This window comes from Plantactinospora sp. B6F1 (assembly GCF_040120695.1).
Taxonomy (GTDB): domain Bacteria; phylum Actinomycetota; class Actinomycetes; order Mycobacteriales; family Micromonosporaceae; genus Plantactinospora.
The window spans coordinates 391,305-404,539 of record NZ_JBEEAC010000001.1; the positions used below are offsets into that span (position 1 = coordinate 391,305).

Annotated in this window: 8 protein-coding genes and 1 pseudogene; 6 read left to right on the plus strand and 3 right to left on the minus strand. The window is 70.9% G+C overall.

The genetic code is table 11. From position 1 onward, the window contains the following. Positions 1 to 289: 289 nt before the first annotated feature. A complete protein-coding gene (locus ABNF97_RS01500) occupies positions 290 to 3,886 on the plus strand; it encodes a S8 family serine peptidase (protein WP_349337376.1) in 3,597 nt (1,198 codons plus the stop codon). On the opposite strand, the gene ABNF97_RS01505 is transcribed toward ABNF97_RS01500, so the two are convergent. The 3 genes from ABNF97_RS01505 to ABNF97_RS01515 all read right to left on the minus strand — a co-directional run bounded on the left by ABNF97_RS01505 (position 3,864) and on the right by ABNF97_RS01515 (position 8,323). Continuing rightward, the gene (locus ABNF97_RS01505; protein ID WP_349337377.1) at positions 3,864 to 6,347 is read right to left on the minus strand and encodes a DUF4132 domain-containing protein; all 2,484 of its coding nucleotides are present in this window, start codon (positions 6,345 to 6,347) and stop codon (positions 3,864 to 3,866) included. The two genes, ABNF97_RS01500 and ABNF97_RS01505, sit on opposite strands and share 23 nt — an antisense overlap. Before the next feature lie 11 nt (positions 6,348 to 6,358). Then, positions 6,359 to 6,751: a hypothetical protein gene (locus ABNF97_RS01510; protein ID WP_349337378.1), complete on the minus strand. Its 393-nt coding sequence runs from the start codon at positions 6,749 to 6,751 to the stop codon at positions 6,359 to 6,361. A 123-nt stretch (positions 6,752 to 6,874) separates the two neighbouring features. After that, positions 6,875 to 8,323: an RICIN domain-containing protein gene (locus ABNF97_RS01515; protein ID WP_349337379.1), complete on the minus strand. Its 1,449-nt coding sequence runs from the start codon at positions 8,321 to 8,323 to the stop codon at positions 6,875 to 6,877. Between the two features lie 174 nt (positions 8,324 to 8,497). On the opposite strand from ABNF97_RS01515, the gene ABNF97_RS01520 reads away from it, so the two are divergent. From ABNF97_RS01520 to ABNF97_RS01540, 5 genes and pseudogenes are all read left to right on the plus strand, one after another. After that, complete coding sequence (locus ABNF97_RS01520) at positions 8,498 to 8,827, plus strand: hypothetical protein (RefSeq protein WP_349337380.1); 330 nt, start codon at positions 8,498 to 8,500, stop codon at positions 8,825 to 8,827. Positions 8,828 to 8,972: 145 nt separating this feature from the next. After that, a pseudogene (locus tag ABNF97_RS01525) lies at positions 8,973 to 11,239 on the plus strand (molybdopterin oxidoreductase family protein); the annotation flags it as partial. A 30-nt stretch (positions 11,240 to 11,269) separates the two neighbouring features. Then, positions 11,270 to 11,488 (plus strand): hypothetical protein, encoded by a 219-nt coding sequence (locus ABNF97_RS01530; RefSeq protein ID WP_349337577.1) that lies wholly within the window; start codon positions 11,270 to 11,272, stop codon positions 11,486 to 11,488. Next, positions 11,485 to 11,970, plus strand: a complete 486-nt coding sequence (locus ABNF97_RS01535; protein WP_349337381.1) for a hypothetical protein — start codon at positions 11,485 to 11,487, stop codon at positions 11,968 to 11,970. The genes ABNF97_RS01530 and ABNF97_RS01535 overlap by 4 nt, the downstream gene beginning before the upstream one ends. 270 nt (positions 11,971 to 12,240) lie before the next feature. Then, positions 12,241 to 13,194, plus strand: a complete 954-nt coding sequence (locus ABNF97_RS01540; protein WP_349337382.1) for an endonuclease/exonuclease/phosphatase family protein — start codon at positions 12,241 to 12,243, stop codon at positions 13,192 to 13,194. Positions 13,195 to 13,235: the final 41 nt, after the last annotated feature.

Consider the following 13,235-nt stretch of genomic DNA (forward strand, 5'->3'; position numbering starts at 1 on the left):
CAGCGTGCCCAGGCGGCGGGGGTGGTGTCGCAGGCCGCCACTCGTCGTGGCCTCGCCGAGGGCCCGGACCGGTGGTGATGCGAGCCGGAACAGGCCGCGCAGGGCCGCGCCGGAGGGGTCCCGTCTCGTTGGGTGAATGCCGGAGGTACCGGCGGTGGCGGCCCAGTGTCCACTTGGCGCCATGTCGCCTCTGCGGCACCCCAGGTTGATGACCAGGGAAATGCTCCGGCCACAGACTCCGACTGTCGCCGTTGACGGCGTCTTCGTCAGAAGTCGAAGGAGACCCGCCATGCCAGCTCCGCTGCGCCGTACCGCTGCCGTACTGGCCGTCGTACTCGCGCTCACCGCCGCCGGGCCGCCACCGGCGACAGCCGGGCCGTCGTCCGGGTTACCCCGGGCGACCGCGCCGCTGGCCGCGCCCGGTCCGGCCGCCGCCTCGCGGATCACCCTGATCACCGGCGACGTCGTCGAGGTTTCGCCGGCCGGCGCCGGCCGGTATGCCGCCGCGGTCCGCCCGGCGGCCGGCCGGGAACGGATCACCTTCCACACGCTCGAGGTGGACGGCGGGCTGCGCGTGCTGCCCAGCGACGTCGTGCCGTACGTCTCGGCGGGCACCCTCGACGCGGACCTCTTCGACGTGCAGGAGTTGATCGCCGACGGGTACGCGGACAGCGTTGCGTCGAGCCTGCCGCTGATCGTCCGCTACCAGAACCCGGCGGCCGGTACCGCCCGGGCCCTCGCCGGTACGACCGACGCCCGCCCGCTGGAGAGCATCGGCGGCGCCGCGCTGGCGGCCGGGAAGGACTCGCTGGCCGACTTCTGGCAGGCGGTCCGCCCCACCGACCCAGCCGGCCCGGCGCGCTCGGCCGCCGCACCCGCGCTGGGCGGCGGGATCAGCCAGATCTGCCTGGACGGCCGGGTCCGTCCGGTGCTCGAACGCAGCGTCGCCCAGATCGGCGCACCGGCCGCCTGGCAGGCGGGCCTGGACGGTGCCGGGGTGACGGTGGCGGTGCTGGACACCGGGGTGGACCAGACCCATCCGGACCTGATCGGGCGGGTGACCCGGGCGAAGAACTTCAGCGACAGCCCGGACGCCACCGACCGGCACGGACACGGTACGCACGTCGCGGCGACCGTGGCCGGCACCGGCGCCGGATCCGGCGGCAGCCGCCGGGGCGTGGCGCCCGGCGCGAACCTGCTCGCCGGAAAGGTGCTCGACGACAACGGCAGCGGCTACGACTCCTGGATCATCGCCGGGATGGAGTGGGCCGCCGAGCAGGGCGCGGCGGTGGTCAACCTGAGCCTCGGCGGCGGCCCGACCGACGGCACGGACCCGCTCAGCCAGGCGCTGAACCGGATCACCGCCGACACCGGCACCCTCTTCGTGGTGGCCGCCGGCAACGACGGCGCGGACTACAGCGTCGGTACGCCCGGCGCGGCCACCTCCGCGCTGACCGTCGGCGCGGTGGACCGGGACGAGTCGCTCGCCGACTTCTCCAGCCGGGGCCCACGACTCGGCGACGAAGGGCTGAAGCCGGAGATCACCGCCCCCGGGGTGGGTATCGTGGCCGCCCGTGCCGCCGGTACCACCATGGGCACCCCGGTCGACGACCGGTACACCGCCGCCTCCGGCACCTCGATGGCGACCCCGCACGTTGCCGGCGCGGCCGCGCTGCTGGCGCAGGCACATCCGGACTGGTCGGCGACGCGGTTGAAGGACGCCCTGGTCAGCACCGCCCGGAGCAACCCGGAGCTGTCGGTGTTCGAGCAGGGCACCGGCCGGGTGGACGTGGCCCGGGCGGTCGGCCAGCGGGTGTACGCCAGCGGCCAGCTCGACTTCGGCCTGCACACCGACCCGGACGACAGCGTGACCGCCCGGGCGGGTGCGGCGGCGCCACTGCACAAGGTCGTCACCTACACCAACGACGGACCGGCGCCGGTCACCCTCTCCCTCGCCGTCGAGCTGGAGAACGTCGCCACCGAGGAACCGGAGACCGACGCCGTGACGACCGGTTCGCCGACGGTGACCGTGCCCGCCCGGGGTTCGGTGGACGTACCGGTCAGCGTGGACCTGGCGAAACTCGACCGGGGGCTCTTCGGCGGCTCGATCACCGCGACCGGTCCGGGCGGGGTGTCCACCAGCACGGCGGTGGGGATCACCCTGGACGGTCCCCGGCACACGGTCACCCTTCGCGCGCTCGGCCGGGCCGGCCAGCCGGTGTCGGTACCGGTGATCGCGCTGATGGGCGACAGCTACCGGTGGGACGTTCTGGACTTCCTGTGGGAGGGGGAGTCCAAGAGCTTCGAGGTCGGCGAGGGCACGTACCTGCTGCACGCGCTGATCGAGGACGGCGGCGTACTCGACGAGCAGGCAACCCTGATCACCGATCCGGAACTGCGCGTCGACCGGGACATGGAGGTGCTGCTCGACGCCCGCCGGGGTACCCCGATCCGGATCGAGACGCCCAGGCCGGCCGAGCAGCAGACGGTGCTCAGCTACTACTCGCACCGGGTGACCGGCACCGGTCGGCAGATCAGCCACGGCACCATGCACTTCAGCACGATCCAGCAGGTCAACGTCACCCCGACGGAGAGGCTCACCAGCGGCCAGTACGAGTTCTCGTCGCGGTGGCAGCTCGTCGCGCCGATGGTGCGCGTCGAGGTGCCCGGGGTCGCCGGTCCGATGGACGTCAACCTGACCGGCCAGTCCCCGGCGTACCACGGCACCCGCCGGTTCCCGCTGGTCTACGCCGGCCGAGGTACCCCGGCGGAGCTGGCGGCGGCGAAGGTGCGCGGCGCGGCGGTACTCATCGAGTCGGCCGACGAACCGGGCGGAGCGGACGCCCCGAGCGAGAGCGAGCTGACCGCGGCGGCGGCCCGGGCCGGCGCCGCGGTGACCCTGATGGTGCGTCCGGCGGACTGGTCGGCGTGGACCGTGTGGCGGCCGACCGGCGACCGGGAGCCGATTCCGATGCTGGCGGTGGCGAACGACGACGGCCAGCGGCTCATCGCCAGGGCACAGCGGGGCCGGGCGACGCTGGCCCTGACCCTCACCACCTCCAGCCCTTATCTGTACGACGTGATGCACGTGGAGCGGAACCGGATCCCGGATCGGATCGTCTACCGGATGACCCCGGCCAACTCGACACGGATCACCACTCGGTACGCCGACAACGGTGGATTCCCCTGGGCAAAGGAGCAGCGGTTCGGATGGCGCCCCTGGCAGACATATGCATGGAACGACACGTCCCGGTTCGTGGCCACCCCGAAGGAGCGCGAGGAGTGGGTGACCGCCGGCGACTCGATCTGGCAACACCGGGTGAGCCACGAGTGGCCGTGGAACGACTTCGGCGCGCTGCAGAGCGGGATGATCGAGCCACCCACCAGTTACCGTGCCCGTAGGGCCGAGCAGACCTGGCTCGCTCCGGTGGTCCGCCCGGCCTCGCCGCGGGGTACCCCGGCGCTGGTCTCCACCCGCACCGGCAACACGCTCGCGCTGCGGATACCCGAGTTCGTCGACGCCGAGGGCCACTACACGATCGGCGAGGCGACCCGGGTGGGCGCCACGCTGTGGCGCGACGGGAAGCTGCTGGCGGAGCTGCCCGACGCCCGGCGGAACGTGCCCACCACCGGCCCCGAGGCCGACTACCGGCTGGCCCTGACCACCGAGCGCGACAGCGAGGAGTGGATCTGGGGGACCCGTACCGAGACGGTCTGGCAGTTCCGTTCCGGCCGGCGTTCCGGCGAGCAGCAGCCGGTACGCCTGCTCCTCCTGCGGTCGCAGCAGCCCGGTGTCGTCGAACATGCCCGCCTTCCCCGCTCCCCGTCGGCTGTGAAGACACCGGCGGACCCGGGCCGCCGGGTCAGCCTCGCAACTGGTGCGTGATCGTAGGATCGGTGATCTGGGCGTCCTTCGCCAGCATCAGCGCCTTGCTGAGGATGACGGCGAGCACCCGGTCGCCCTCGAACGGCAGGAAGACGTCGCCGGTCGAGGAGCCGGCCGTCTGCTTCGGCACGATGCAGAGGTACTGGTCGTTCGGGCTCATCAGGATGTTGCCCGAGCCGAGATGGATCTTGTAGCTGCGCAGGTCGCCCCGGACCACGAGGAAACGACCCTCGACCTTCGCCCGCTCGGCGATGGCCAGCCGGGGGACGAGGCGTTCGAGCATCTCCCGGCGGGTCTGCGCGGTGCCGCTGAGCTCACCGAAGCTGTACGACGCCCAGTACTCGCGGAACCGTCCTCCGGGACCGCCGTCCTGCCAGGTCGGGTCGTTGCCGACGCTGGCGACCCCGACGAACAGGTCCACGTCGCGCAGTACCTCGCTCAGCACCAGCGGCGGAATCTCGGCCAGCGGCAGCGGGTCGGTCGGGCGCGCGTCCTGGGATGTCCACTGCTCGTAGCCGCCGCCACCGGCGTGCGCGTAGTGCCGGGGCGCGTCGATCGGATAGAACCGGACCTGGTCGGTGGCGATCCGCAGATACGCCCCCGATTCGGTGGTGTCGGCCTCCCACTCGTCGCCGATGCCCTCGATCCAGAACTCCGCGCGCAGTCCCCACTGCGGCAACTCGCGGACAGCCGGCTCGTACGCGTCGTCGACCATCATCCGCAGCTTGTTACGCCACCCGCGAGCGGCGGTCAGGGCGTGGAACTGGTGCTGGCGCAGGACATGTGCGGCGTACCGGTTGGAGTAGACCCGGGTCTTCTCCTCGGCCGCGGTCAGCAGGTAGACCTCGCGGTGCGCCTGCTTGAACGGCTGGGTCACCCGGCGCTGCTCCAGCCAGGCGCGCCAAACGAGCACCTCGGCCACCTCGCGGCCGATCGGGTGCCACAGCCGGACCGTCTCGCCGGCCACGATCTCCTTGCCCTCGTCGGTGCGCAGAGCCCCGTCGGCATAGCCGCAGGGCACGTCGTCGACGAGCCAGATCAGCCGGCGGGCCAGCGTACCGACCAGCGGGTGGTCCAGGTAGCGGGTGCGCCAGGCGTCGAACGGCCAGACCCGCTGGGCGAGGAACTGGCGGTCGAGTCGTTCCGCCTGCGCCGACAGCATCTTCTCGACGTCCTTGACGGCGGCCCTGAACCCGGCGAGTTGCTCGGGGTGACCCGACCGGACCGAGGCGGGGACGGATCTGACGACCTTCCCGGTGCTGTTGCGCCAGGTTACGGTCACCGTTGCGGAGGTGGCGTCCAGGGTCGCCGACGCGTCGCCGAAGTGTTCGACCTGCCTGCCCACCTCGGTCAGCCCGTACGCCGGTACGGCGAGTTCCTCGACCTCGTCCCGGCTCAGACCCAGCGCCGCCGCCCGGGTGTCGAGGGCCGCGTTCAGCTCCTTGAGCGTGCCCTTGTAGGTGACCCGGGTGGCGAGCCGGGCGATCTGGGCCAGCGCTTCCTCGGTCGGGATGCGGGACAGCGCGTACACGGCGGCGTTGGCGGTCTTGGGGTTGCGTGGGCCGAGCCCGGCGACCTTGCGCAGTGCCGTCTCGACGATCGCACCGAGGATCCGGGGGCTCTCGGGGTGCGCGGGCAGGAAGGAGAGCATCCAGACGAGCCCGCGCAGTGGTGTCGTGTTGAACTGGTCGAACGCCTCGTTGACGTCGTACTCCCACTGCGTCCGGTTCAGACGGAGGGTGCGCGGGCGCCCGACCAGCGCGAGCCAGCTCCGTAGCCGGTCACCCGGCTCGGTCAGCTCGTCGAGCAGCCCGCGGGCGGTCGCCTCCCACTTCCGCGCCGGTTTGGCGCTCGTCGCGGTCGCCGCGTGCCGGAGCAGCTCGTGCCAGCGACCCGCCTCGTCCGGGTCGAGCGACGCGATGTCGGCGAGGGCGCGGTCGGCCCACGCCTCGCCCGGATTGATTGCCGGCGCGTCGAGCCTGTCCGGCAACGGCGTGAGTGCTCCGGCCGAGCCCCAGTAGCCGTGCACGACCGTACGGCGCATCATGGCGACGACCTCCGGTGGCAGCGGCCGGCCGGCGTCGAGCAGGAGTTCCGCCATCAGCCGCTGTTGCTCGCCGCTGAAGTAGCTGGTGTGCCGGGCGGCGAAGGCCAGCGCGACGGCGGCCGAATCCGGTGTCATGGTCGTGCTGAATCGCTGGACCAGGTTCGCCAGCAGTTCGTTGGTGACCCGGCGTTGCTCGGGCTCGGTGACCTGGCAACAGCGCTCGAGGATCGCCATCAGCAGCTCGGGCTGACGCTCCGGTGCGACCAGGCCGAGCGCGGCGGTCACCGGCCGGGTCTGCTGACCCCACTGGCCCGGGTGGCGGGCGGTGTAGGCCATCGTCTCGTCGACGAGGCCCTCGACGTCGCCGCGCCGGGCCAGCTCGGCCATCCGCTCGCCGGGTTCGGAGTGGAGCATCGGCGTCGGCATCATCCACCGACCAGCGGCACGAGCTTGAGGAAGGTGATCCGGGTGCCCCGGCTCAGCTCGACGACCGCGTCCAGCTCGTCGACCTGCCGGTCGTCGACGAGGAGGATGAAACCGTTGCGGGAGAACGCGTCCAGCGCCCGCTCGGCCTGCTCCTGCGGGTCGATCCGCCGCGGCTGCCGCAGCTTGAAACCGTTGAGCGTCCGCTCGGCCTCGGTCGGCTGCACCAGCCCCCGGAAGAGGTCGCCACCCTTCGCGCTGTGCTCGGCGACCTCCTGGAAGACGCGGCGGCGTATCACCTCCCGCACCGGCAGGCGCTCCTCGAAGATCTCCAGGTGCCACTCGGTGCTGCGCTCGCCCGCGGTCGTCTCGTCGACGAAACTCACTATCGCCATGGCGTCGCAGTCTAGGGTGGCGCTCCGACAGGAAGTCCGTTGAGCGCCGGCCGGTGCTCGCGTGCGGTTCGTAGGGTCGTCAGGTGTGGATAGCGCCGGGGTGGACGTCGCGGGAGGCGGGGATCACGACTCGGTGCGGGTCCATTGCTGGTTGGTGCCGCTGCCGCAGGTGTACTGGGTGATGTCGGTGCCGTCGCCGGTGCCGCCGCTGACCACGTCGAGGCACTTGCCGCTGTGCCGGGCCCGGAGCTGGTGGTAACCGCTGGTGGCGACCCACTGCCACTGCTGGTTGGTGCCGCCGCCGCAGGTGTACTGGATGATGTTCGCCCCGTCGGCGGTCGACCCGGAGGCGACGTCGAGACACTTGCCGCTGTTCTGGTTGACGATCCGGAAGTAGCCGCCGCCCGCGTCCTGGAACTCCCACTTCTGGTTTCCGCCACCGTTCCAGCCGTACTGCTTGACCTCCGCGTTGTTGGCGGTGGAGTTGCCCACCACGTCCATGACCCTGCCGCTGTGCCGGGCGGTGATCCGGTAGTAGGGCGGCGACTGTCCCGTGATGGTGCCGGTGGCGGTGTCGATGGTGATCGACGGGTACCAGGCGAGGCTCATGCTGGTGCTGGACGGGAAGGTGATCGGCAGCCAGACGTACTGGGAGTCGTTGACCGGGCCACCCCAGGCGCCGGCCCAGCGGTCGCCCATGTAGAGGTAGCTGGTGGTGGCGCTGCCCTGGATCGGGAGCACGAAGGTCGGCTGGGACCGGAAGGTGGTCGAGTCGCCGACGTTGGTCCAGCCGCTCCACGGGCCGGAGATGCTGGACGCGGTGGCGTACCTGGCCTGGTTCGGGTTCCATCCGGTCGCCGCCGAGGTGAGCAGGAAGTAGGTACCGCCCCGCTTGAACATCGCGGGCGCCTCGCGGTGGGCGCCGTCCCAGAAGTTGCCGACCAGGGTGGAGACGTTGAGGAAGTCCGCCGTGAGCCGGTATATGTGCAGGTCGTAGTTCTCGTCGGCGGCCGAGATCATGTACGCGGTGCCGTTGTCGTTGTACAGCGTGATGTCCCGGGACATGTGCTGTCCGAGCGGCCGGAAGCTGCCGTGGTAGGTGTAGTTGCCGTCCACGGTGCCGGAGGAGGCGACGGCGGCCCGGGCCTCGCTGTAGTTGGACCCGTTCTCCTTGTGCATCCACATCACGTACCGGCCGGTGCTGGCGTTGTAGATGACCTTCGGCCGTTCGATGTTGGCGACCTGCAACTCGGACGCGGACGACTGGGTGAGGACGTTGTTGCGGAACTCCCAGTCCCGCAGGTTGGTGGAGCGGTAGACGGAGACCGCACGGAAGGTGTTGTCCGCGTTGCGGTTCTCGCCGAACCAGTAGTAGTAGTTGTCGACCTTGAGTACACCGCCGCCGTGTGCCTGTAGCGGGTTGCCGCCGGTGTCTCTGAACTGTGTGCCGTTGGTGATGGTGACCGGCGCCGCCTGCGCGGGAGCGCCCGTTCCCGCCACCGCCGTCCCGATCGTGGCCGCGGCGACGACGAGCGACAGCCCGAGTGGGAGGAACCGCCTGTTCCTTCGCACGTTCGTGTCCTTCCTGTTCGGCTCGTTGCTGGCCCGGCAACGCCTGGGGGATCGAGCGTGCACCGGCATGCCACATTCCTAGTCGATTTATCCAAGGACATCAATAAATCGAGCCTCCCCTCGCCGGGTCGGCCGCCCGGTTTCGCCCCGCCCGAGCGGGGGAACGAGGTGGGCATGGATCCGCACCAGCCGGCCGTGCCCGGCATGCCGACCGAGCCGCTGCCGATCGCCCAGGTCAACCCCGGAATGTCGGTGCTGGACGCCGCCGGGGAAGCCGTCGGGACGGTGACCGCCGTGCAGCAGCCCGGCACCGACGTACACCCGGACGCTCCGCCCGGCCAGGCGGAACGCCTGATGTCCACCGGATACCTGCGGATCGACGTCGATGGCCTGGCGACCTCCGACGCCTACGCCGGGGGCGACCAGGTAGCCGACGTGTCGGAGGGCGACCCGGGCGTGGTGACCCTCACGGTGCCGCATACCGAACTGACCCGCGCCACCTGACCCGCGCCACCTGACCGGCGCGGTATCGCCGGGTGGTCCGGGCGCTGATCTGGCTGTTTGACCGCCACCAGCGCGCATGTCCTGTCAGGGTGACGGGTAGGGGAACCGGAAATCGGGAGCACGAGGACTCGTCGGACGGATTGCCATGGTAGACAGCGCGGACACCGGGCGGGTCGACCGGATCGCCCACCCGTGGGGCGGTCGCACCCCGTACGGGCCGGGGGAGCCGTGGCCGGTCCGGGTGGACACGTTCCTGGCCGACGGGGTACCTCCGGACGAGGTCGACGAGTGGATCCAGTCCGCGTCGATCCTGCACTCCAACGGTGACGGCCTGGACATCGCCGTCAAGGGCGGCCGGATCGTCGGGGTCCGGGGCCGGGCCGTGGACCGGGTCAACCGGGGGCGCCTGGACCCCAAGGACCTCTACGGGTGGCAGGCCAACCGCGCCTCCGACCGGCTGACCCGACCGCTGGTCCGGCGCGGCGGCCGGCTGGTGGAGACCGACTGGGACACCGCGATGGGTCTGGTGGTCGACCGGACCCGCGAACTCCTGGCCGAGCAGGGGGCGAGCGCGATCGGCTTCTACACCAGCGGCCAGCTCTTCCTGGAGGAGTACTACACCCTCGCGCTGATCGCGCACGGCGGAATCGGCACCAACCACATCGACGGGAACACCCGGCTCTGCACCGCGACGGCGGCGGAGGCGCTGAAGGAGTCCTTCGGCTGCGACGGGCAGCCCGGGTCGTACACCGACATCGACCACGCCGACGTGATCGCGCTGTACGGCCACAACATGGCCGAGACCCAGACGGTGCTCTGGGCCCGGGTCCTGGACCGGCTCGCCGGCCCGAATCCGCCGGCGGTGGTCTGCGTCGACCCGCGCGAGACGCCGGTGGCCCGGGCCGCCACAGTGCACCTGGCACCCCTGCCGAGCACCAACGTGATGCTGATGAACGCCCTGCTGCACGAGATCATCGCGCAGGGGTGGGTGGACGAGGCGTACGTCTCGGCGCACGCGGTCGGCTTCGAGGAACTGCGCAAGCGGGTGGCCGAGTATCCGCCGGAGCGGGCGGCGCGGGCCTGCGACGTACCGGTGGAGAAGATCCGGGAGGCGGCCCGGCTGATCGGCACCGCCCGGCGGCTGCTCTCCACCGTGCTCCAGGGCTTCTACCAGTCACACCAGGCCACCGCCGCCGCCGTCCAGGTCAACAACATCCACATCGTCCGAGGCATGCTGGGCCGGCCCGGCTGCGGCCTGTTGCAGATGAACGGCCAGCCGAGCGCGGAGAACACCCGGGAGTGCGGTGCGGACGGGGACCTGCCGGCGTTCCGGAACTGGTCGAACGAGGAGCACGTCAAGGAACTCGCCCGGATCTGGAACATCGACCCGATGCGGATCCCGCACTACTCGGCGCCGACCAACCTGATGCAGATGATGCGGTACGCCGAGGAGGGCTCGCTCCGCTTCCTCTGGGTGAGCTGCACCAACCCGGCGGTCTCGCTGCCGGAACTCGCCCGGATCCGGGGCATCCTCCGCCAGGAGCGGCTCTTCCTGGTGGTGCAGGACATCTTCTGCTCCGAGACCGCGCAGTTGGCCGACGTGGTCCTGCCGGCCGCGACCTGGGGGGAGAAGACCGGGACGTTCACCAACGCCGACCGGACGGTGCACCTGTCGGAGAAGGCGGTGGACCCGCCCGGCGAGGCCCGGTCCGACCTCGACATATTCGTCGACTACGCCCGCCGGCTGGACCTGCGGGACGCCGACGGGCAGCCGCTGGTGAAGTGGACCGACCCCGAGGGGGCGTTCGAGGCGTGGCAGGAGTGCAGCGCCGGCCGGCCCTGCGACTACACCGGGCTGAGCTATTCGAAGCTGCGCGGCGGCAGCGGCATCCAGTGGCCGTGCAACGCCGAGCACCCGGACGGCACGGAACGCATCTACGCCGACGGGCGGTTCTGGGCCGCTCCCGACTACTGCGAGAGTTTCGGTCGGGACCTGGTGACCGGGGCTCCGCTGGAGCCGACCGAGTATCGGGCGATGAACCCGTCGGGCAAGGCGATCATCAAGGCGGCCGAGTACCTGCCCCCGCACGAGATGCCGAGCGAGGAGTACCGGTTCCAGTTGATCACCGGTCGTACCCTGTACCACTTCCACACCCGGACCAAGACGGGTCGGGCACCGCAGTTGCAGGCGGCCGCCCCGGAGGTCTGGGTGGAGATGGCGCCCGGCGACGCGGCCGATCGCGGGTTCGCCGAGGGTGACCTGTTGGAGGTCGCCACCCACGGGGCCGGGTACGGGCGCGGTTGCGAGTCAGCGGCATCCGGCCCGGAGTGCTCTTCCTGCCGTTCCACTACGGCTATTGGGACACGCCGGACGGGTCGGCACCACCGGAGCGCGAACCGGGCCGGGCGGCCAACGAGCTGACGATCACCGACTGGGACCCGGTGTCGAAGCAGCCGCTGTTCAAGTCGGCGGTCGCCCGGGTGACCCGCCTGGAGTCCGGCGACGGTGCACCGGCGGCCGCGCCGACGACCACCGGTTCCCGACCGGTGGCGGCGAGAGTCCCGGACACGGCCGGTGGCGCCGACGCGCTGGCCGACGAACGGGTGACGGCCGCGGCACCGGTGCGGAGGGCGGGCCCGGCGGGCGGAGGGGGCCGATGAACAAGATCGACATGGTCATTCGGGCACTGCACCGGTCGGAGCGGAAGCTCGCCGTCGACCTGCTGCGCATGTCGGACCGGCACAGCGCCGACCACGAGATCCACTACGTCGGACGGGACCTGTCCCGCTGGTCACAGCAGCACGTGACCGAACTCGCCCGGGTCGGCCGCGACTACGGCCTGGACCTCGACGAGGGTGTCAAGGACGACTCCGGTCTGCTCGCGACGATCGAGCAGAAGGCCTCCGAACTGGTCGGGCGACACCGCGCCCCCGGGCTGCTCCTCCTCGCCGACCTGCGTCATCTCTACCGGGACGCCTCCGGCGTGTCGCTGGACTGGGAGATCCTGGCCCAGACCGCCCAGGCCGCCCGGGACCGGGAACTGCTCGCGCTCGCCAAGGGCTGCCATCCACAGACGCTTCGACAGGCCCGCTGGGCGAACGCGAAACTCAAGGAGACCTCGGCGCAGGTCATGCTGAGCTGATGGGCGACCGTGCCCGGGCACGTGGAGGTCGACCGGAGCAGCCTCCGCCTCCGCGCCAACGTCCGATCTGCCCGGTCCCTGCTTGATCACCTCGATTCGGGAAGTGCGGTGAAGGCCGCGGCTTGCCCGCGCGGACGGTGTCGGCCCGGCGGCCGGGGCTTGTGCGAACAATGTGCCTGTTTCATGCGGGTGGCTGCGAGGATGCTGTCGCTGGCGAGCGTGGTGGGCCGGTCGACAAGTGTTCGGGTTGGTCGAGTGGGGGTGACGTCCGTGCCGCGTGGAGTCCTGAAAGCGTTGGTCGCGTTGGCTGTGGTGGTGGCGCCGAGTTTGGTCGTGCTGCCAGCCCATCCGAGTGTGGTGGCGGTGGACGACGCGGTGATCCGGGCAGTCACCTGGAACATGTGCGGCTGGAAGATACAGGATGCCTGCCGCTATCCGAGCATTGCCGCCAAGGCGGCGGAGACCAAGAAGGTGATGGATCTGCGCGACGCCAACGTGGTGCTGCTGCAGGAAGCGTGCCAGGCACACGTCGCGGAACTCGCGCGGTTGCTCGGTCCGGAGTGGACGTTGCACGCGACGCCGTACATGCGTTGGGTCGACGACTCGACCAGTCGGCCGATCTGGTGTGGCGACGACCATCCCGGCAGCGCCGCCGCCGAGGCGTACGGATCGGTGAACGTCGTGGTGGGCATCAAGGAGGCCGGGATCCCGGCCAGTGCCAAGACGGTGGAATACCTGCCCGGTTTCCTTGGGGCCGGGCGGTGGCGCCATCCGCTGCTTTGCGTGACGTCGGTCTCGGTTGCTGTCCGGGCGTGTACCACGCACATGACCTGGCCGAAGGAGTGGAACTCGACCGATTCGCAGTATGAGGAGCAAAACATCCGTCGTGCCCAGGCCGCGCGGATCGTGGAGGTTCTGGGCCAGGACCCGCTCGCCGTGATAGGTGGGGACTTCAACGCGGGGCCGCCGGATGGCCCGGTCCATCCGCTTCCCGAGCTTGCGGTGATGTACGCGTCGTTCCGGGAGTGTGACCAGGCGGTGTACGGCGACCAACGCGCAGGGCGGGCGACGAACGGCGGCTACCGGCTCGATTACATCTTCGGCAAGGGCACTTGGACGTCCTGCCACGTTGAGCCGAAACCCTATCGGGACGACCCGAACGGCAGGCGATACATGTCCGACCACCAGGCCGTAGCCGGCGAACTGGTGCGCGCCCCCGAGTGAGCCGGTCCCTCGTCCCCGGCTGCTGGCGTCGGACGCGCCGC